Raw genomic sequence first — 19,561 nt, 5'->3', positions numbered from 1 at the left:
GTTTACACTGCGTCTCCGTTTCGCTCCGGTCTAGATTCTCACGCAATTGTGCAATCCGTACAAAATCCTTTTAATGGTCCAGTGCCTACGTAGCATCGATAATAATGCCAGATTCGATGTCCGAACAGCTCCGTCGAGACATGGAGTGTGAGGGACTTCTAGAGTGTTTCCACGGGCTCAAGGAACTCGACAGGGAGTGCTTCCAGGCGCTTGTCAAGGCTAAAGAACCACTGGCTGTCGACGAACTCGCTGAGCGCGTGGATCGTGAGCGCTCGACCGCTTACCGCGCTGTCCAGCGCCTGCTCCAGACGGGATTCATCGAGAAGGAGCAGATCAACTACGACCAGGGCGGCTACTACCACGTCTACTCGCCGACCGATTCGTCGAAGATCACCGACGACATGCAGCGGATGCTCAACGACTGGTATGCGAAGATGGGCCAGTTGATTCAGGAGTTCGAGAACAAGCACGAGCAGTCCGAGACCTCGGCCCCTGCTGCTGAAGGCTAACTTCGCTTTTCCGCTACGTAGCGATCTCTACATCGATGAGGTTCCTCTCGTGACAACGCAGTATACTATCATTGATACTATGGCCCATTCCTGTATTGGTTAGTATTGTAAATACCATCCAAAACTCTTATTTGGCGCTGGTGCCTAGAGACTGGTGATGGCAACTGATACTACATCCGACACTGGCAACATTCCCCCGAACGAGCCGCTCTACGTTAACGGTGAAGCCGAACTTGATGACATCGTCGCCGAGAACGATGTCGTTCTCACGGACTTCTACGCTGACTGGTGTGGCCCCTGCCGGATGCTCGAACCCATCGTCGAGAATCTGGCCGAGAACACTGACGCGACCGTCGCCAAGGTCGACGTCGACGCGAACCAACAGCTCGCCGCCGCCTATGGCGTCCGGGGCGTCCCGACGCTGGTCCTGTTCGTCGGCGGCGAGCAGGTAGAGCAGATCGTCGGCGTTCAGGGCGAAGAGGAGCTTCGAACGCTCATCGAGTCCTACACGGAATAAATGAGTTCGGACACACACGAACTGGTCATCGCTGGCTCAGGCGTCGCTGGGCTCTCGGCAGCGGTGTACGCCGCCCGCGCCGATCTCGACCCCCTCGTGCTCGAGGGTGACGAGCCAGGCGGCCAGCTGACGCTGACGACCGACGTCGAGAACTACCTCGGGTTCCCCGAGGGCGTCGGCGGGATCGAACTGATTCAGCGTGGCAAGGAGCAGGCCGAGCAGTTCGGCGCCGAGTTCCAGCACGACAGCATCGAGGCCGCCGATCTCGACGGACAGCCGTTAGAGTTGTCGCTGTCGACTGGGGAGACACTCCGGACCCGCGCGCTGATCGTCGCGACCGGCGCGAGTGCCCGCTGGGTCGGTGCCGAGGGCGAGGACGAGCTGATGGGTTACGGCCTCTCGACCTGTGCGACATGCGATGGCGCATTCCACCGTGGGGACGATGTCCTCGTCGTGGGCGGTGGGGACAGCGCGATGGAGGAGGCGCTGTTCCTTGCGAAATTCGCCGACTCCGTGACCGTCGTCCACCGCCGTGATGAGCTCCGGGCCTCGGAGATTATGGCTGACCGCGCCCGTGACCACAAGGACATCGAGTTCGCCTGGAAAACGGAACTCGTCGCTATCCAGGGGTCGCAGGAAGATGGAGTAACCGGTGCGACGCTCGTCTCTCACCCCGACGGGTATCCGGGGGAGAAGTACGAGGCTGGAGAAGATGTCACGGTCGAAGAGGTCGACGTTAGCGGCGTATTCTACGGCATCGGCCACGACCCGGACACTGACTTCTTGCAGGACACACCGATCGAACTCGACGACGACGGGTATACACAGACGACTGACGCCGACGCGTGGGCGACGACGGCGACTGCCGTCAACGGCGTCTTCACTGCGGGCGACGTGATGGACCGCGACTACCAGCAAGCAGTGACTGCTGCTGGCACGGGCAGTATGGCCGCGTTGGACGCAGAGGAGTGGCTCGAAGCAACCACTGCAGCCTCACGTGATAGCGCACGACAGATCTCGATGGAGGCTGGAGACTAATAGGAACGACTAAGCAGCGAAACGTCAACACGACCGACCCATCGACGGTCGAGAAGCAGGCTGACCGGATCGTGGTCTCGTTCCGGCCGCTGGAAACCGATCCCGACGAAGACGACGGCTGGTGGGTCGCAGACAGCGAATGGCTGCAAGAGAACATGATCGAACACACGTACCGACGGTATCTTCGATGGACTCATGCCGGGCCCGTCGCAGTTGGCGACGAGTGGGACGAGTTTGTCAACTGCGGATGTGCCAGTCCTGAGGACGTAATCCTCCGCGTCGAGGAAATCAACGGTGGAACGGCTATTGGGTCGGAAACGACAATCGAAGTGGTCTCACGGAAAGCTGTCGTCGAAAGTGTTTCTCTCGACGCGTCGACTGACGACGAGCAGTAGGTTATTTCAGTCACGTATCAAGTGGTTCTGGGTGTCAGACCGCCTTTGTCAGGGGAAGAATGCGGTTTCGTGTTCCCGAATATCGAGAGGTGACGAATTGCAATGTAAACTACCCCGCCCTACTCGCTCGCTCCCGCCGTGCGGCGGTCGGTCACTCCTTGAGGACGGGGCGTTCCCGCACCGACAGTGTCCCCGCGACCCCATGCATGGACGCGGCCCGGCTTCCTATTACCGTCCACGGACGGGCGACGCGTCGGAGTTGTTGCTGCGACCCGCCTACCGGACCCGTTCCGTGGATTGTCCCGCCGATTTAATTCCCGTTGTTCTCGCGCTCTATCCCCAATCGGGGAACGGGAATCGAACCCGTTCGTGGTCGTCGTCCCCGAGTAGAGGGTGCGTTGGGATCGCACCACAGGAGCCAGTTTACTGGTGGCTCCTACCCACCCGGACGTGTGCCGGGAGAGCAGTAACTCAGGATCGGCAGTACATCGGCTTAACCCGTTGCGAAACGCGCTCCTCCCCTCGCTACCGCTCGCTTCGCTCGCGGTTAGGGAAGGGGGCTCCGCGCTATCCGCTAAAGCTGACAAAGATGGTCACGATTCAGGGGACAAAGACGAACGATGCGCTAATAGTGTTCCGTCGTCTGTGTCTCGACACGATGATGCTGCCAACTCATGCGCTCGTCGGGATGGCGCTTGCCCTCCCGCTTACGTTAGTCGCACCTGAGTACGCAGTTATCGCGCTTTCCGCAGGGTTCCTCGGCGGTGTTTTCCCGGATTTCGACATGTACTTGAGCCATCGAAAGACGCTCCATTACCCGGTGTACTCCTCGGTACTGGCGGTCGGGGTCGGAGCAATTGCGATCACTATGCCAACGCCGGTAACTGTATGTAGCGTGGTTTTCCTTGCGGCAGCTGCCGTGCACAGCGTAATGGATATTTTTGGCAGAGGGCTCGAACTCCGGCCGTGGGAGGCTTCGTCTGACCGCGCCGTGTACAATCATTACACCGGCCGGTGGATCGCTCCTCGCCGCTGGATTCGATACGATGGGGCACCTGAAGATCTGGGCTTGTCGGTCGTGCTAGCCGGACCGCTGGCACTCACAGTGGATGGCGTATTTCGGCGGCTGATCTTCGTGTTACTGGTGGTCGCAATCAGCTATGCATTGGTCCGGCGCGTGCTCCCAGTCCTCGCTGTAACGGTCGTTAGTATTCTTACCGATCGCCTACCGAGTTGGCTCCATTCCCACATCCCTGCCAGGTACGTTGGAGCATCCCGTGACAGTTCCGTCTAAATTAGCTTACCGACTCCGGCGGGGACGTGTCACCCCCCGTGATTTCAGAGGAGGAGACGGGAAAGAACCGGATTGAGAGCGAAGCAGTCGGTTTCTCCGATCGTACATGCTGTGATGAGTGAGAGTCGAGGGAACCCTCGGTTCGCCTCCTCCGTCAACGGTGAGAGCCTCGGTGTCAATTGAATTGTATCGATCTCATGAACGCGAGTACTGAATTCTGAGCGTAAAATCGTAGACGGTACGACGACGAAACTGTGATTCGCTACTCGTAGTCATCCGGAAGCGCCTCATCTACACTGTCGACTGGGGCGAAATAGCCACGCTCCGTCGTCCACATCGTGAGCCACTTGTTTGCCCGGGCAAGTGACAGATCATCGCTGACAACACCACGAACCAGCAATCCAATCGACCCAGTGACCGCGACATCGTGTTCGTTCGCAACGCGACGACCAGCCGCATCATCAGTGACGAGTGCCCAACCCTTCTCCCACGCCAGCAGATAGGCCTCAAATTCACCACGGTCGAGCCGATTAGCTTCAGATTCGAATCGGGTTCGGAGCGCTGAGTCGATGGAGACGATTTGAAATTCACCCGCTTGGAGCGCAACCTGCGCTGGTCGGAGAAACGTGTGCCCTGCAGCAATTCCCTGGGCGATTTCGTCTTCTACTGCAGGAACCGTATACAACTCGTCGAATGCGTCGGTGAGCCAGTCGAGAGCGTTCGAACTCGCGAAATTGCTGAGGGCCGTTGAATCAAAAACGAGAGCTCTTGAGCCTATCTCGCTCATTCAAGTTGTAATGCGGTCTGAATCTCGTTGTCAAGCTCCTCCAGCGATTGAGGGCCGTATCGGCGCTCTACGCCGGCTTTCTGCAGGATAGATTCCATTTGCCAGCGGGAGACACCTGCGCGTTCGGCTGCCTTTCCGAGAGAAATTTCTCCAAGGATAAACAGCCCAATCGCTTCTGCAAGGTCGGTTTTTCCCCCTCCGCCGGCATCAGCTCGGGTTCCCATCTCTTTTTAAAGATGTGCGCCGTGACCCCTTCAATGTACCCACTACCAACCTCAAGTGACACCCCGCCGCGTGCTACTATCTGAGTTGTGCACCCCTCTCTTTCGAGGAGCTCCCGCCCACACTCGGTACCCACTTCCTCTGTGAAGGACGCATCGGGATCACCCAAGACGGCCAGACTCAGCAGACCTGGCCCGTCCTCGTCAGTCCGACGATTATCGAGACCACGCGCCGGACATACGTCATCTACCACGCTGCACAGGAGGTGCCTGAATGAGCGCTCATTCTTCCAGAGGTCGCTCGAACTGGTCTGTCGAGATCGATCTTCAGGCGATCACGGAGCACCTTGGCGAGCTTGAAACAACGGTTGAGCACCTCCAGACCAAAAACGAGCGTCTACGAGAGCAACTCACCGAATAGGACGCCCAACTCGACGCCTACGAAGCACGCCTCGACGACCTCGAAGCACGCTAGCACGTCGAACTCCGTGATGTCGACGACGATGCTGACGCGGCACTCGACAACATCTGGATCGCCGATCAGCCTGTCGGCAGACTTCTCGATTCGAGTTGCAAGCGGTCCAAAGCGCTCTCGAAGCGCGTCGACGAGCTCGAAGCGTACCGCGAGCAGAACGAGAAAGGAAAGGCCGAAATTCGACGGTGGGTCGCCGACTGGAGGACTCGCTCGGTGAGACGACGGAAGCCGAGACGAAAGCGGATGCGTCTCGATCCGCTTCCCTCAGCACGCCGTTCGAACGGATTGTTGCACTTCCGGATACGATGGCCGACGAGGAGTTGACGGCAAACCAAGAGCGAGTGCGGTTCGTCGCGAAGGATGTGACGGATCACACACGCTGTGATGAGTGAGAAAGAGCTTGCAAAAGAATATCCACGGCTCAACGAGAGGTGAACGAGTGAGGCCTAAGAAGTTGTTGAGTGTCATGGTTCGTCTGAGCCGTTCAGGTGGCGTGAGCGTGGTTCGAGACGGCTTCGCCGTCTCGTCATCACGAAAGGCGGGAGCGTCTTTCGAACGACACTGCCAGCACCTCGTCAGTGTGCGAACCTGCCACCACCCACCGAACTAAGGGTGACCATTGTGGGAAGCTCCGTCGTTCACGGCGGAGAGGATGTTACTACCGTTGAGATTCACGGAGGATAAGCGGGCCAATAGCAAGCGTTCGTTTGGCAACAGGGGCAATCCGAAGAATGTAGGAGGTAAATAAGAGGAAGGGAATAAGCGTCACAGTGAACGCCCCGCTCACGACCCACGTAATAATAGGGATTGCAAGAAATGTACCACTGAATGTTTCTGCTCCAATGAAGGTCAGCATACCACCGGAAACGATGATCGCTGGAATTGCTGCATAGAGAATATATTGGGAAAGGTCAACGAGCGCCCACTGGAAATACAGCGTCTTAATGTGTTCTCGGGCTGGACCGAACATAGCCAGAGCTGTTTCCAGATCAGCGAAGGCCATTCGTTGGTCATCGGTCAATGAATCGGAAAACTCGTCACTCATGCGTTCTACTTGGTATATCTTCCACCCGTAATTGAAGTTCAGCGCCGAAAAGAGGACATCAAAGGTGCCAAACTGGGCTCCCTCGAGTTCACCTTGCACTTCTTTAGCATTTCCATGCAGACTATCGATAAATTCAGATACTTGACTGATTAAGTCATCATTGTCACTCTCCTTGACAAGTCGATCAAGAACCTCTGCTCGTCGCTCAGTTTCATTCACGAGTTGCCCAAGAAATGCAGACGGGTCAGCTGGGACTACAGAGTTGAACAAATCTTTTGTGTAGGTGCGAAAGTCCATCGCATCACTCATCCGCTTACGCTGGTCACCTAGTGGCCCATTTTCTTGTGAGAGAACGAGCTGACTGATAGTGACGACAAGTGTTGTCCCCGTGACGATGACACCAATCATCGCAGAAAAGATCGTTTCAATTGTGTCGGTGGATTTGATTTCACTCGGGAGTGAGGGATCGAGAGTGAGACTGAACATGAGAAATGAAAAGAAAACAAGGAGGGCAAGCAATCCAGTAAGGAGAAATCGGTTCATTCGGAATAAGACCCATATTTTGAGCCGACTCTCTTCCGCCCGTCCTCGCATCGTATTTGCAGTACTGATATCGCTCTCGTTATTACTCATTCAATTCTCCGTGCCGGTTTCCAGGGGTCGTTTTAGAACGAGGTATTTCGTGCCACCGTCCTCATACTCAATTGTACTGACGAACTCCCACCCATCGGCTCCAAGTTCGTTGAGCTTGTCTGTTGGATCACTCGCTTCTTTTTGTGTCTCCTCACGTGGTGGTCTGAGGCTGTAATACTCCCACTGGGTGATAGCCTGAGCGCACATCAATCTACTTTTCGTGTGTTTAGCATATTAGCCTTCACCCGGAGAGTGCTATTGAGCGAGAATGCCGTAGCCAACCTCTTAGCAGAGGAAGATCAAAAATTCCTCTCTTTTAAGTTGGAATTTAAATATCGGACATGAATAATATGGCTGCGAGAACGAGGAAGATAATCACAATTGACATCCTCCCGCGCCTGAAGACGTGGGCATGCGCTCGATTCTCTGTTATTTCGTAGTCTGCATGGACAGACCAGCGACGCCTCTCGCCTCAAGGATTCCGGCGATGACCGTGAGAACAAAAACGCGATCGCAAGTTCATAAAGAAAATATAATGGATCCAAGTTGTTAATTATCCACCAAGTCGTAATCAGCTTCGGAGATAGACGAATCGAGAAATGACGTTACGGTTACATAGATATATTCGAGTTCTAGCAATGCTGGTTAAGCCAGTGAGTAGCTTACAGATGTATTGTATGGGGGAAACCACAGACGAGTTCAAACCAGAAGGAGAAAAAGCACGCGAGGTGGCCGAAGAAGCTGCGTACGATCGCTCTGAGCTGCTTTCGCTACTTCAACAATACTATCGTGGCGAGATGTCTCAATCAGCGACCTTTCTTAGCCGACTCGACCTGACCGTTGATTGGGCTATTGCGGTTGTTACAGCGATTCTCGCATTGTCGTTTGAAAGCCGGGGTTCCTATTTATTGCTTATCGGAATGGTTGCACTCTCTATGTTTCTTTTGTTTGATGTGCGTCGATATCGGATGTACGATGCCTACCGTGCACGCGTTCGTCTTATTGAGGAAAATGTTCTTGCGAATGCATTCGATCCAGAAGGAGCTCCACTCGCTAATTGGCGGGAAGAAATTGCAAACGATCTGAAAAACCCCAGATATAAAGTATCGTATCTAGAATCGCTTTCACGCCGTCTTAAACGGATTTATCTTCCACTACTGGTACTGATTGGCCTCGCCTGACTGTTCCGCATCACGATCTTTGTCCCGAACCAAACTTGGAGCGTAACAGCGGCTATACCTGGTATTCCCGGTGAAATTGTCGTCAGTGTCGTTGGAATCTTTTATCTGAGCTTATTCATGTTGACGTTCTGGCCACGCAAACGAGAGGCAAAAGGTGAGTTCCACGGCCAGGAATCGGGAAGATGGAAAGAAACAGACTGGTAAATTTATATTTCTATTTCCGTTGAATCCATCGGATCGGTAGCATATAATGGAACATTTGCCTGGATTGCTTCAGTCGAAGCTCCCAAGGTGAGTTTCATAAACGTTGTCGTGTCAACGGCGTCCATATTAGCGCGACGGAACTGGTCTACTTGGTCGATCTCACCGATTCTGCTGACGAGGGACTCACTCAAGCACGATACGATCTGCTTACAACCGTCCTCAAGGAAGGGTACTTCGAGGTCTCACGTGAGACCAGTCAGGCTGAACTCGTACAGATACTCGGGATCTCTGGACAAGCAGTTTCTGAGCGGATGCGCCGTGGCGTTCAGGCGCTTCTCGTGCAATGGGGGAGACAACATTCGAGAAGTCAGTTCCTGAAGACCTGGAAGAAGGAGATTTGGGCTGTTGAGAGGAGACCAAAGGAATTCTCCGCAAAGAGTGGCAGAACTGCCACCTCTCCCCGAGAGCAGCGTCTTTGAGAGTCCAGATTCGACGGGAAAACAGCGACCATCACCGGCGAAAAACGCAGTCTCGGTCGTGCTCTCGCACAAGTGCTCGCTGAGGCCCGATGGTACTGATCTAGTGCTACTGGCTTGATCCAGGAAAACAGCCTGACTGTGGGCGTATTTATTATGACACCATTTAAATATATTCGGTGATGAACCCTCGCATACTATTGCCGCCGCGGGCCAAAGAGGCGCTTGAGGTGCTTCGCTCGCCGGTCGAAAACACAGGTGGTGACCTTCCTCGTGAGCGAGCTCTCTCAGTGATTGCGTCTGAGTGTGGCGAAGAGTCTGCGGAGGCATTATTGAATATTTTGTACAGTCGCGGCCGTCAAGGATCGTACCCCGATCGCTGTACGGGGCCGCTAGGGGCCTTAGAATCGATTTATAACGTTGTACCGGTCAAACCGGCGTAGCTAACACTAACATTGAATAGTCTTCGACTCACAACGATCAATGGGGACAGTGTATTGTTCCCGTGACTACGTCTGTCATTCCGAACCAGGGCAACCAGATATTGTAGTCGCAGAGGGGAAGTCGCGTATGACGGCTTCCCTTCATACGGTCTGACTATCGTGCGAGCGCGGTTGTACTCACGAAGCCAACGCCAATGGCCCGGACCATCTGACGCCGGCTGAACTTGCTGTCTGGATCGTCTGATGTCATTTTCCTATTACCTGCTCTGATCCCTACTGATTGCCGACCTGACGACCACCGTCCCCGTCAGCGGACTGGTTTTGCTCCGCAGAGTTGCTCCCTGTTGCGCTCCCAGTTTGACTGTTGCTGTTACTCTGCGTACTCGTCAGACTCCCGCCGGAGGACGATTGGCTATTGGAGTTCGACTGGCTGACCGACTGCGATTGGCTCAAGCTCGCGGACGCGGACTGCCGACTCGACTGGGATTGCGAAACGCGGCGCTTGCGCTTGCGGCGGTACGCGGCTGCAGGTGCGGCGAATGCGGTCGCACCGACGGCACTGATCCCCGCTGCTCGGAGGAAGTGTCGGAGATTCACGACCTGTCGTCAGTCGTGGTGACTGTTCGTCGACACTTCGTCACCTTGCGATAGCCCAAGCGGAGTGCGTGTTCACCCATGACAAGCAGCAACATCAGCGCGAGATACACCGGCCAGAACAAGAGATAGCTGCTTACTGGCGTGCCGCTGATCGTTGCCAATGCCTCGACACCAACCAACAGCTGGACACTTACAAGTTCGGCGAGAGGAGAGATCACTTGATACCGAATCAAAAACAGCATTGACATAGATCCGAGTAGAAGTAGCCCGGGTACCCCCCACCCGAGTAACCAACCCGAGAGCAACGTTCCTTCACGTCCGATCCCAAGGCAGACAATTACAGCCGTGTGCGCTAAACCAACCACACACCCCAAGAGTACGTTCTGTTTTCGATTAAACGGAACGTGCCTGCTACTGAATTCGACTGAGCCGACACGACCGTCAGCGGATATTCGAATGAAGTATTCACACACTCCACTGAGTCCGTACGCCAGCAGCCAGACATACCACCCGCTCGTATAGACGGCTATGTAAGAGGTACCCACGATGAGTACGTCCTCACCGAGCGTCGCGAATTCCGGGTGTGGCGTTGTGAGTTCAGCGACGATGGCGATGCCGAATCCAATTGTACCCATTACGAGCGGCACGACGAGTCGAACGCGAGCGAAGATCAACACGGGGACGAACGCCACGAGAAAGAGCCCAAGAATCAGAAATATGATCTGTAGAACTCGAGTGCCGGAAAACAAATAGAACGGGTAACCGATCCAGTTCATGAGCCCAAACACGAACATGACGTGTCCGATTCCGATACCAATGGGAGTAATGAACGTCGCTAGATCTCCTCGAGTCATCGGAGCCCCTCAGCGAGGAATTCGAGCACACGAGGCCAGGAATCAGCGGCTGCGTGAGCATTGCCCGACGCGGTTCCACCGGCATCCAAAGTCATCCCCGGCATGACGTTGAACGTGTCCCAGTCTGTTGTTGGTTGGGCAGGGACACTAATGATATGTCCCGCATTCTCGTAGGCGAGATGTTCGTATGCATACGGATGGTCGTGACTATCGAGTCTGTGGATAGCGATTTCCGACAGTGCCGTCGACGGCCAGATTCCGTCGTCTTTGCCCGAGATCAACAACACCGGTCCGTCAATCTCATCAACTGGGATGATGCCCGCTTTGACCGATTCGGCGCCCAGATCGTCGAACGATGGTCGGAAGAGGTCTGCCACGCGAATTGGCCGCCCCCTGATCCCGGCGGCCGCCGCCCCGATTAGACTTGGTACGCTCTCCTGATTGACTTCGATGGGAACGAACGGGATGTCCTTTCCGTTATACGTCCACATCGGCCGTTCTCCTCCGGGGCCTTCCCATACGAGACTGCTCGGGACGTAGCCGACGATGACACCGATCCGCGAAAGTGTCGCACCGAGAAGCAGCGTGAGTTCGCCCCCTATCGAGGGGCCGACAACGCCTACCCGGTCGCCGGTTACCGACGGTCGATCGAGTACCCAGTCGATTGCGCGTTCGAAGTATTCAAGCGGAATTTCAACGAGTGACGTGGGGAGTTCCGTCTTTCCTATGGGATCGAAGTACTGGAGTGCAAGCGTCGCGTAGCCATGCGAGGCGAGCATCGCTCCCAAGAGCCACGGTACTTGGCCTTCGGTTCCGTGAAGTGTGAGTATGGCGGGATGGGGACCAGATCCGGGTGGTTCAAAGAATACTCCCACGAGGCCGTCCTCATCGACAGGGTGCTCACCAACGTCAGTGGCGATGAATCGTCGCGTTATCCTCGTTGAGGCGACCGTCGTGCCGTTCCGTTGGACGCTAACGTGAACGGTATACAGCTCATCTGTAGTAAACGATATAGCGGGGCCGTCAAGGGCCTGCATCGACCAAAGCAACCCTCTCGGATCGACTCGTTCGTAGGTACCGGAGATAGGTGCTTGTTGAGTGAGCGATAACGTCCCGTCACCGTCGGTTTTGAACTGTCCGAACGAGAGCCACGTTTGGCCGTGGTTATCAGTAGTGTGTGCTCGGACCGAAATTTCTTCGTTCGGCTCGAAATCAGACAACCGAATCTCAAGAGGGTCGTCGATGAGGCCGTCGGGAGGGGTAACAGTAATCGTTCCGCCCTGATTCTGCGCGTTTCCTCCGGTCTCAAGTTGGGCACATCCTGAGAACAGCGATATCACCGCGCTTCCGGCTAGCTTCAGTAGCTTCCGTCTATCCATTCGGAGATTTGCCTGGTTGAGATGATCGAGACTCACCCTCTTATCGGCACAAAAGACAGAACCATCGCCAGCAACGCAGCCAGACTCCCGATCTCTTATATATTGGCTGTTGCCGGAGGGACGTTCATCTTCACTCACGTTGATTGAATACCCACTCAATAATATAAAGATGTCGTTTTCATCGACCGGACACCCAATCAATTTGTATACCTGACCACCAAGTCTCATTTATGAGTGGTCGAACAGAAACAGAACAACAGATTCTGGAAGCAGCACTGCAAGCAATAACCACCCATGGATATGCTAATTTAACTATTAGTGATGTTAGTGACGAGTTCGAGAAAAGCCCCTCTCTCATCTATCATTACTTTGATTCGAAAGATGAACTTGTCGCAGAGTTATACGATTTTCTATCAGAGACATATTTCGAGTTTATCCGAGAGATGGACGTAGATGACCCTGTAGAGCGTCTGCGACTGTTAGTTGATATCATAATATATGGTGATGAATACACGCCAGGCGATGATTTTTACGTCTCGATATATGAGATTATGGTTCACGTTCCGCATAGTCCGATATTGAAAGAAAAATATGTTAAGAATGAACAGAAAGCAGTGGATCTCATGGCGAACATTCTTCGAGAAGGAATAGAATCAGAGCAAATCAAACAAATCGACCCACTTGAGACAGCTGCATTTCTCTCAGCGGCAATCGACGGAATACGCCTCCACCGTGTACTGCTTGGCAGTGATGAAAACATAACGATTTCAAAAAGAATAATTGAACAATGGCTTATCGATCCGCTACTCGTCGAGGATAGTTGATCGTCCAAGGTGTATTTACAGGATTTCAGGCGAGAAAACCTACGACTTTAGTCGTGGGTGGATGTCAAACCCCGTCTGCGAAGTGAAAGACGGGAGCTGTTAGCGCTCGGGTCGCGGGGCAGTCTCGTACCGTTTGATGTCATCGGTTTTCTCCACCCGGTCGTAGATCTCTCGGAGTGTATCCTGCGCTCGAAGGAGCTTGTGCTCTGCGAGGAACTGCCGACCGTTCTCGCTGATCCCGTAGAACTTGTACGGCAGGTCGTTCTGCCGGCGATCGTCCGGCAAGAGCACTTCCTCGACGATGCTGGGCGTCTCTGTCAGTGAACATTTGAGGACGACCTCGTCGAGTGTGCTGAGGCTCTCGTAAGTGGTCAGAAGTGACATCCTCGCCGCGCTAACGGGCGACGCTTCCCGAGGTTGCTATGGTACTCCCGTCGATTCGGATGGGTGGGAATCTACGGTTGGTGGACTGTCGGCCACTGGCGCTGCCACGAAGCCGTTACTCGTACCCGCGAAGGGCTTCGAGTTACCTGGTTGTTTACCGACAGTCGGCGTGGTCGGCTTACGTTTTGGTGAGGCAAACACCGAGTCAACTGCCAGTTGTCCACGCACATTCACCCACACGAACCGGTGGAATGTGACCCCTCGGCACACAGTGAAAGTAACCGATAGCATTCACTCTAGGGCCCCATCCTAATCATGGGGGGTCTCCTCGATTGACTACGCTCCGAAAACACGTTACCGGACGGCGGGAGCTGCCACATCGGAAACCCCATCTCGAGGAGCCGTGAGCTCCAGACGAGACCGGCGTTCGCGATCCGTTCGTAGGGACCTGTCGCCTCGATGTTCTCCCAGAGCGCGTCTAACGAAGAAATCGCCTTTTCGCGGGTTCCGGTCCGCATGCCATACCAAGCCACAAACGCACAGAGTGCCCCTCCTGACGTCCCGCTCAGCGCAGAGATTCGACAGTCAGACCCCTGGTCCCGAAGCAAGCGTTTCAGAGCGCCAGCCGTAAATGCGGTGTGGCTTCCGCCTCCCTGACAGACTATCGCGACAGTTCTCTGTGATGACGTGCTCATCGATCTCACCACCCGATTCGACACCGCATATCACCTAATACATTTATCACATAAAATATGAATATAACGTCCCTCGCTTTTGCGTTGTTAACCAGTCAGAACGGTGTTGATTCCGGTTTCGGATACGGAGACCCCGGCATTACATGGAAATGGCACTGGTACGTACTAGGGCCGACAGATGATCACTGCAACCCTCTCTTTCGAACTTCCATTTCTCACGGAATCACTCGTCGCCGTTCCAGAGATGAGGCTCTCCATCGAGTTGGGTCAGGTTCTCTGTACGGACAGACATACTGCGACGCTCCTTGTCTGGGCGAGCGGGGACGCGTTTGATCGATTCGAAGCGTCTCTCGAAGAGGATCCGACCGTTGTTGACGTCGCCCCCCTCACAACGGCGGAGCCAACTCGCCTCTACCGAATCGGCCTTCCGAAAGGTGAGTTCTGTTCGGCGGTTTCGATTCTCTTTGGCAATCATGATACGATCCTACTCGATGGGATTATTACTTCTGCAGGGTGGAATCTTACGCTCCGTACTCTCGACCGATCTGTACTATCTGATATTCACGATGAGTTCCGAAAACAAGACGTTCCCGTGAACCTCCAGTCGCTTCATTCAGAGGTCGAAAAACGCGGATTGACCGCGGAGTTGTCTACCGAGCAGTACGAAACCTTGATGACTGCCTTCGACCGTGGATACTTCGACATCCCACGTGGAGTGACGCAGGCAGAATTAGCCGGCGAGTTTGGTATCTCAGGCCAGGCGCTCTCCGAACGCCTTCGACGAGCAACGGCGGCAGTTCTCGATGACGCGTTAAATGATTCTGCAAAACGACGTATCCGTGAATTCTATCGCTGACGAGCCGCCACCCGCTCGTTTGGTGGTCGCGGACAGCGGAGACAGACTGACCAGTGCGCCGGTCAATCCGGCGGTTTTCGACATCGACACCGCCTTCATCCGCCTATGTGGCGCTGATCAGACGACTGCCATCGGCTGGAACACGACCTGTTCACAGAATGATCAAGGCAGATGCCCCGAGGCTTGACCTCGGGGAGGAAGCCGACAATACACTCCACCAACCACGTTCGATGGCAAGGACGACTCCCTCCAATTAAGTAACTACAGTCCAATATGTGAAACACGGTGAAATACCGCCGTACCGCCGTCATCAGACTCGACACGCCCAAAGGAGCCGACTCGCTCCTCCGAGAGACTGTCGAGCAGTTCAAACACTGCGCCAACACCGCCTCAGAGTGGTGCTGGTACGGCGACGACGGATACCACGTCACCTCCAAGGCCAAAGCAGAACGTGCCCTGTACGACCAACTCCGCGACGAAACAGACCTCACCGCCAACCTCGTTCAGAAAGGGATTCGCCGTGCGGTCGAAGCCGTCAAGAGCGGTGTTGAACGCCTCAAACACGGAGAGAAAACGTCACAGCCTTACTTCTCAGCAGACAGCGCGGTTTACGACAAACGCTCCGCGACGTTCCACCGCGACCACGTTTCCCTCTCCACCGTTGACGGGCGCATCGAATGTGACTACATCCTTCCCGACGACTCAGAGAAACCTCCGACGAAGTACATCTCCGACGAAGACTTCGAGTTCAGGATGGCACACTTGCAGTACCGCGACGGTGAATGGTACTTGCACGCCTCAATGCGGAAAGTCGAAGGCGACGATGAGTCTGAATCCGAGTCCAAGCACAGAACAGTCCTTGGTGTGGATTTGGGCGTCAACAATATCGCTGTTGCTTCGACAGGTCGGTTCTGGTCGACAGACGAGTTCAACCACTGGCGCAAAGAGTATGAGAAGCGTCGTGGCTCGCTCCAACAGTGTGGCGCACGGCACGCCCACGAGAACATCGAGAGCGTCGGTCGCAAAGAGACGGGTCGATTCGAGATATTCCTGCACTCGGTAGCGAACGAACTCATCGAAGAAGCCGTCGAACACGGCTGCTCACTCATCGTGTTCGAGGACTTGACCCATATTCGGAAGAACATCCCGCAGGCGACGTGGCAACACATCTGGGCGTTCAGACGCCTGTACGAGTACGTCCAATACAAAGCAGAGGAGTATGACGTGGAAGCCGTGCAGGTTGACCCTCGGAACACGTCCAAACGGTGTTCGACGTGCGGGTTTACCCACCGCGACAATCGGTCGGGAGATGCGTTCGTGTGTGAGAAGTGCGGGTACGAGAATCACGCTGATTATAACGCTTCCAAAAACATCGGTTTGCAGTATCTCCGTCGTCGGCAAAACGCAAACGACGGAGGCGCACCCGTAGATGTGCGCTTGAATCGCGGGACGCTGAACGTGAACGGCGAATATTCGCCTCCCACTGTTAGTGGGTAGAATGGGAGTCCACGCGAAAGCCTCGGGGCTTGACCCCGAGGCAATTTACGTGGAAACAGGCGATTCATCCCACGACTCAAGTCGTGGGATGAATCGCCGTCATCGTCTCCTTTCAGTGTGTGGCATAGTCTTAGGTGCTCTCCGTGCGGTTCTATACCTATCCGACGCGGCATGCCCGCGCCCATACCGGGACAATCGGACAAATTCGGACCTCCCGACCGAGGCTCGACGGTACCCCGTCGGGATACCTCACGTCGGGTACCGACGCTACAGACCCAAGTACCTCCGAATCCGCCGACGCACGCCCGAAGCCCCGAGGAAACGACGGGAACGGACGTGTCGAGGATAGGAGTAACGGCCACTTGGCATGGCCAGCACCTCGTCGGTGTGCGAACCGTAAACATCCCAACTCAGCGGGCCGTCGCTCGTGGGAATCCTCACCCTTCAGGGCGGGGAGGATGTCAAAGCACACGTTCACCTGTCGAGGTACCGGCTCGCTCAGAGAGCAAACACGAGTTTGAACGTCACATACGACGCGAGAACGGCGATGGAGGGAGTCAGTACCCAGAGGATAAAGACCCGAGCGGTCACCGCAGGGTTATAAAGATCGTCTGCGGGGGGTTCGGTCAAACTGCGCTCAGCTGCTTTGGGAGCCGATTCCTCGATCGATTCTGATCGTTCCCTCACCATGCCTTTCGATGTCTCCGTTTTACTTCCACGGATTGCCGCTGTCGCCGTTTCGGTGAACGTCGTCGTCCGTGTAGCCCGGCCCCATCCCAGGCCGATAATGCACATCGTTGCACTAACTGCCAGGCTAGCGGGGATACCGATCGAAGAGAGAAATGTGATGAGGCTCGCGCTGACGATTTCGACGATCAGGGCAGCCAGGATAGGGAGATCCGTCAGATCGTTTCCCACTGTGTTGAGTGTTCGGCGTGCAATCGTAAACGCCCCGAATCCGATCGCGCCGGCAGCGAGGAGGATGCCGGGCTCAAGTGCTAAATCGCCGCTTCCGACGAGCGGAGCGATCGCGTTCGCAACGTTACTCGCCCCCGCACTGAACGCCATATAGCACCCGATTCCAACAACGGAGAGCGCGCCCAATAGCTCGCCTCTTGTCGTGTCGTTCAATACCGGCGTCGGAAGCACTCCAGAGTGCTCAAAACGGAGAAGTGAGCCCGCAGAGCGGTCAAGTTCGAAGTGTGCATCGAGATGAGGATAAAAGTAGCGACCGATGACAGCACACACCCAAAACGCGATCATGGGAGCGAATAACCACCACGAAACAATTCGCCCCATCACCGACCAGTCGATCGTCCCCGTTGCCACGCCCAATCCGGCGATCGACCCAACCGCTGTCATCGATGTGGATGCCGGTACACCGAAGAGATTCGAGATTAACAACGCGAACCCGACGAAGAAAAGTACGCCGACGCTGGCGAGGAGCGTGAACTCCGAGTTCGGAACGATACCTTCGCTCATCGTTTCGATCACGTTTCGCCCGACCGTCCAGCCGCCCAACAGCGCAAACCCGGTCATTAGCCCAGCGGCGGCGACCTTCCCAATGACGTTGCTCCCGACCGCAGGCCCGAATGCGACACCCGTAGACGATCCCCCGATATTGAAGCCGACGAACACCGCCACAAGCAACCCGCAAACGAAAAGAAGTGAGAGGCTCATATGCTATCAAATAGCGCAAAATCAATCGGTACAGCGTAGTTACCAAAATGGCGGGTCGACGAGATCCGCTTGCCTGCGATCTCCGGGGGGCAATTGACGTGAAGCGCCGGTTTGCATTTCGTGTCTGACTTCGCCGTTCGGGAAGGAAGCTGGACAGCAAACGATCGCATACTGAGATTATCTTTGCCTCCCGTAAATAATTTACTCAATCAATTACTGTATTCACTACATAACTTATATATAATTGATGGTCCGCCATCGAGCTAACGCCCCATCGCCCGTGGACCGCCTCACAGTCGATGTACTCGAACATCGCTGGGGAGATCGCGTCCGGAGCGAACGCGTCGAAACGCTCATAGAGCGACCAATCCTCCAAAGAGCGCGTCAAATTCTCCGTGTAGTTCAACAAGCGAAGGGGTGTGAGCCATAAGCTTAAGTACGGCCCCGTGTGTGATCCAATCTCAATGACGGAGTTCACCCAGCGATCACCTTCCTCTCGGATGGATTCGAACGAGCGCCCTGAGCGTTCCTCGTCCGTTGACACGTGCCCAGAATGTGCCTCTGGAACGGTCGTCAAAAGCACGAGTACCGGTGAATCGGTGTGTACGGACTGTGGGTTGGTCGTCAAAGAGCACTCCATCGATCGAGGGCCAGAGTGGCGCGCGTTCAATCAGAACGAGCGGGACTCGAAGTCGCGGGTGGGCGCACCCACCACGCAGACGATGCACGATAAAGGGCTCACCACGACGATCGACTGGAAGAACAAAGATGCGTACGGACGGTCCTTGTCGGCACAAAAGCGCGAGCAGATGAGCCGACTGCGCACCTGGCAGGAGCGAATCCGCACGAAGGACGCGGGGGAACGCAACTTACAGTTCGCACTGTCAGAAACCGACCGGATGGCCTCTGCGCTCGGCGTCCCGCGTTCAGTCCGCGAAGTCGCGTCAGTCATCTATCGTCGGGCGCTGAACGAGGACCTCATCCGTGGCCGTTCGATTGAGGGCGTCGCGACGAGCGCGCTGTACGCAGCGTGTCGCCAAGAGAATCTTCCGCGGAGTCTCGATGAGATCACCGAGGTCTCTCGCGTCGGCAAGAAGGAGATCGGTCGAACGTATCGCTATATTGCGCAGGAACTCGGCCTCGAATTGCATCCGGTCGACCCGAAACAGTACGTTCCCCGGTTCGCCTCGGAACTGGAAGTGAGCGAAGAAGTCCAGCACAAAGCGAAGGAAATCATCGACACGTCTACCGAAGCGGGCTTGCTGTCGGGCAAATCACCGACCGGCTTTGCCGCTGCAGCGCTGTACGCTGCGAGTCTCCTTTGCAACGAGAAGCAGACGCAAAAAGAAGTGGCGCAGGTGGCGCAGGTGACCGAAGTGACGATTCGCAATCGCTACCAAGAGCAAATCGAAGCGATGGGTCTCCGCTAACGAGAAACGGTCACATCTGCAAAGAGTGGTTCAGGGTACCCGAGCTCATAGCGGTGGTCCGGGCGCAACGTCGGTGAACTGCGACAGTTTTCTGCCGTGGGATGGTGTGCCCTCGTTTTTGTCACTTACCGTGTGGTGCCGTGTGAG

General features: G+C 55.3%; 19 protein-coding genes and 1 pseudogene. 11 read left to right on the top strand and 9 right to left on the bottom strand.

The genetic code is table 11. The features are described 5' to 3' along the window. Positions 1-104: 104 nt before the first annotated feature. From C3L37_RS05140 to C3L37_RS05120, 5 genes are all read left to right on the top strand, one after another. On the top strand, positions 105-509 hold the full coding sequence (locus C3L37_RS05140; RefSeq protein ID WP_129113563.1) for a helix-turn-helix domain-containing protein: 405 nt from the start codon (positions 105-107) through the stop codon (positions 507-509). Positions 510-666: 157 nt separating this feature from the next. Continuing rightward, complete coding sequence (trxA, locus tag C3L37_RS05135) at positions 667-1,026, top strand: thioredoxin (protein WP_129113562.1); 360 nt, start codon at positions 667-669, stop codon at positions 1,024-1,026. After that, positions 1,027-2,064 (top strand): NAD(P)/FAD-dependent oxidoreductase, encoded by a 1,038-nt coding sequence (locus C3L37_RS05130; RefSeq protein ID WP_129113561.1) that lies wholly within the window; start codon positions 1,027-1,029, stop codon positions 2,062-2,064. It begins immediately after the preceding gene. Positions 2,065-2,135: 71 nt separating this feature from the next. Next, positions 2,136-2,459, top strand: coding sequence for a hypothetical protein (locus C3L37_RS05125; RefSeq protein ID WP_228546113.1), 324 nt, complete (start codon positions 2,136-2,138; stop codon positions 2,457-2,459). Between the two features lie 661 nt (positions 2,460-3,120). Then, positions 3,121-3,753, top strand: coding sequence for a metal-dependent hydrolase (locus C3L37_RS05120; RefSeq protein ID WP_228546157.1), 633 nt, complete (start codon positions 3,121-3,123; stop codon positions 3,751-3,753). 262 nt (positions 3,754-4,015) lie between these two features. On the opposite strand, the gene C3L37_RS05115 is transcribed toward C3L37_RS05120, so the two are convergent. From C3L37_RS05115 to C3L37_RS05100, 4 genes are all read right to left on the bottom strand, one after another. Next, entirely contained in the window at positions 4,016-4,540 is a 525-nt protein-coding gene (locus C3L37_RS05115; RefSeq protein WP_129113559.1) for a hypothetical protein, read from the bottom strand. Beyond that, positions 4,537-4,764 (bottom strand): UPF0175 family protein, encoded by a 228-nt coding sequence (locus C3L37_RS05110; RefSeq protein ID WP_129113558.1) that lies wholly within the window; start codon positions 4,762-4,764, stop codon positions 4,537-4,539. The genes C3L37_RS05115 and C3L37_RS05110 overlap by 4 nt, the downstream gene beginning before the upstream one ends. Before the next feature lie 1,130 nt (positions 4,765-5,894). Then, positions 5,895-6,914, bottom strand: coding sequence for a hypothetical protein (locus tag C3L37_RS05105; RefSeq protein WP_129113557.1), 1,020 nt, complete (start codon positions 6,912-6,914; stop codon positions 5,895-5,897). After that, complete coding sequence (locus tag C3L37_RS05100) at positions 6,915-7,121, bottom strand: hypothetical protein (protein WP_129113556.1); 207 nt, start codon at positions 7,119-7,121, stop codon at positions 6,915-6,917. It lies immediately after the preceding gene. A 470-nt stretch (positions 7,122-7,591) separates the two neighbouring features. On the opposite strand from C3L37_RS05100, the gene C3L37_RS05095 reads away from it, so the two are divergent. Together C3L37_RS05095 and C3L37_RS05090 are read left to right on the top strand one after the other, a co-directional pair. Continuing rightward, positions 7,592-8,095, top strand: a complete 504-nt coding sequence (locus C3L37_RS05095) for a DUF2270 domain-containing protein (RefSeq protein ID WP_228546112.1) — start codon at positions 7,592-7,594, stop codon at positions 8,093-8,095. 353 nt (positions 8,096-8,448) lie between these two features. Next, positions 8,449-8,778, top strand: coding sequence for a helix-turn-helix domain-containing protein (locus tag C3L37_RS05090; RefSeq protein WP_164974670.1), 330 nt, complete (start codon positions 8,449-8,451; stop codon positions 8,776-8,778). Positions 8,779-9,811: 1,033 nt separating this feature from the next. On the opposite strand, the gene C3L37_RS05085 is transcribed toward C3L37_RS05090, so the two are convergent. Further along, a complete protein-coding gene (locus tag C3L37_RS05085; RefSeq protein WP_164974669.1) occupies positions 9,812-10,669 on the bottom strand; it encodes a hypothetical protein in 858 nt (285 codons plus the stop codon). Further along, a complete protein-coding gene (locus C3L37_RS05080) occupies positions 10,666-12,186 on the bottom strand; it encodes an acyl-CoA thioester hydrolase/BAAT C-terminal domain-containing protein (protein ID WP_164974668.1) in 1,521 nt (506 codons plus the stop codon). Before C3L37_RS05080 ends, C3L37_RS05085 begins: the two co-directional genes overlap by 4 nt. Before the next feature lie 92 nt (positions 12,187-12,278). Here C3L37_RS05080 and C3L37_RS05075 point away from each other — a divergent pair, with 92 nt between their 5' ends. Beyond that, positions 12,279-12,872: a TetR/AcrR family transcriptional regulator gene (locus C3L37_RS05075; protein WP_129113552.1), complete on the top strand. Its 594-nt coding sequence runs from the start codon at positions 12,279-12,281 to the stop codon at positions 12,870-12,872. A gap of 99 nt (positions 12,873-12,971) precedes the next feature. Here the strand turns inward: C3L37_RS05075 and C3L37_RS05070 are convergent. Further along, positions 12,972-13,175 (bottom strand): annotated as a pseudogene (locus tag C3L37_RS05070) (transcriptional regulator); the annotation flags it as partial. A 377-nt stretch (positions 13,176-13,552) separates the two neighbouring features. Continuing rightward, positions 13,553-13,951 (bottom strand): patatin-like phospholipase family protein, encoded by a 399-nt coding sequence (locus C3L37_RS25650; protein ID WP_129113551.1) that lies wholly within the window; start codon positions 13,949-13,951, stop codon positions 13,553-13,555. A 178-nt stretch (positions 13,952-14,129) separates the two neighbouring features. Here C3L37_RS25650 and C3L37_RS05060 point away from each other — a divergent pair, with 178 nt between their 5' ends. Beyond that, complete coding sequence (locus C3L37_RS05060) at positions 14,130-14,807, top strand: helix-turn-helix domain-containing protein (RefSeq protein ID WP_129113550.1); 678 nt, start codon at positions 14,130-14,132, stop codon at positions 14,805-14,807. 285 nt (positions 14,808-15,092) lie between these two features. Beyond that, on the top strand, positions 15,093-16,304 hold the full coding sequence (locus C3L37_RS05055; protein ID WP_129113549.1) for an RNA-guided endonuclease InsQ/TnpB family protein: 1,212 nt from the start codon (positions 15,093-15,095) through the stop codon (positions 16,302-16,304). 498 nt (positions 16,305-16,802) lie between these two features. Here the strand turns inward: C3L37_RS05055 and C3L37_RS05050 are convergent, their stop codons facing one another. Continuing rightward, the gene (locus tag C3L37_RS05050) at positions 16,803-17,984 is read right to left on the bottom strand and encodes an inorganic phosphate transporter (RefSeq protein WP_129113548.1); all 1,182 of its coding nucleotides are present in this window, start codon (positions 17,982-17,984) and stop codon (positions 16,803-16,805) included. A gap of 464 nt (positions 17,985-18,448) precedes the next feature. Between C3L37_RS05050 and C3L37_RS05045 the strand changes: the two genes are divergently transcribed. Continuing rightward, positions 18,449-19,414: a transcription initiation factor IIB gene (locus tag C3L37_RS05045; protein ID WP_394345776.1), complete on the top strand. Its 966-nt coding sequence runs from the start codon at positions 18,449-18,451 to the stop codon at positions 19,412-19,414. Positions 19,415-19,561: the final 147 nt, after the last annotated feature.

The sequence above is a fragment of the Halegenticoccus tardaugens genome (assembly GCF_004116405.1).
Taxonomy (GTDB): Archaea; Halobacteriota; Halobacteria; order Halobacteriales; family Haloferacaceae; genus Halegenticoccus; species Halegenticoccus tardaugens.
Note: the sequence above shows the minus strand (reverse complement) of the source record. Positions and strands in the feature narration are given on the sequence as shown.

Excerpts from the sequence above, each read along its gene's own strand:
- C3L37_RS05140 (WP_129113563.1), top strand. The coding sequence starts at position 105 with ATGCCAGATTCGATGTCCGAACAGCTCCGTCGAGACATGGAGTGTGAG.
- trxA (WP_129113562.1), top strand. The coding sequence starts at position 667 with ATGGCAACTGATACTACATCCGACACTGGCAACATTCCCCCGAACGAG.
- C3L37_RS05130 (WP_129113561.1), top strand. The coding sequence starts at position 1,027 with ATGAGTTCGGACACACACGAACTGGTCATCGCTGGCTCAGGCGTCGCT.
- C3L37_RS05120 (WP_228546157.1), top strand. The coding sequence starts at position 3,121 with ATGCTGCCAACTCATGCGCTCGTCGGGATGGCGCTTGCCCTCCCGCTT.
- C3L37_RS05115 (WP_129113559.1), bottom strand. The coding sequence starts at position 4,540 with ATGAGCGAGATAGGCTCAAGAGCTCTCGTTTTTGATTCAACGGCCCTC.
- C3L37_RS05110 (WP_129113558.1), bottom strand. The coding sequence starts at position 4,764 with ATGGGAACCCGAGCTGATGCCGGCGGAGGGGGAAAAACCGACCTTGCA.
- C3L37_RS05105 (WP_129113557.1), bottom strand. The coding sequence starts at position 6,914 with ATGAGTAATAACGAGAGCGATATCAGTACTGCAAATACGATGCGAGGA.
- C3L37_RS05100 (WP_129113556.1), bottom strand. The coding sequence starts at position 7,121 with ATGTGCGCTCAGGCTATCACCCAGTGGGAGTATTACAGCCTCAGACCA.
- C3L37_RS05095 (WP_228546112.1), top strand. The coding sequence starts at position 7,592 with ATGGGGGAAACCACAGACGAGTTCAAACCAGAAGGAGAAAAAGCACGC.
- C3L37_RS05085 (WP_164974669.1), bottom strand. The coding sequence starts at position 10,669 with ATGACTCGAGGAGATCTAGCGACGTTCATTACTCCCATTGGTATCGGA.
- C3L37_RS05075 (WP_129113552.1), top strand. The coding sequence starts at position 12,279 with ATGAGTGGTCGAACAGAAACAGAACAACAGATTCTGGAAGCAGCACTG.
- C3L37_RS25650 (WP_129113551.1), bottom strand. The coding sequence starts at position 13,951 with ATGAGCACGTCATCACAGAGAACTGTCGCGATAGTCTGTCAGGGAGGC.
- C3L37_RS05060 (WP_129113550.1), top strand. The coding sequence starts at position 14,130 with ATGATCACTGCAACCCTCTCTTTCGAACTTCCATTTCTCACGGAATCA.
- C3L37_RS05050 (WP_129113548.1), bottom strand. The coding sequence starts at position 17,984 with ATGAGCCTCTCACTTCTTTTCGTTTGCGGGTTGCTTGTGGCGGTGTTC.
- C3L37_RS05045 (WP_394345776.1), top strand. The coding sequence starts at position 18,449 with ATGACGGAGTTCACCCAGCGATCACCTTCCTCTCGGATGGATTCGAAC.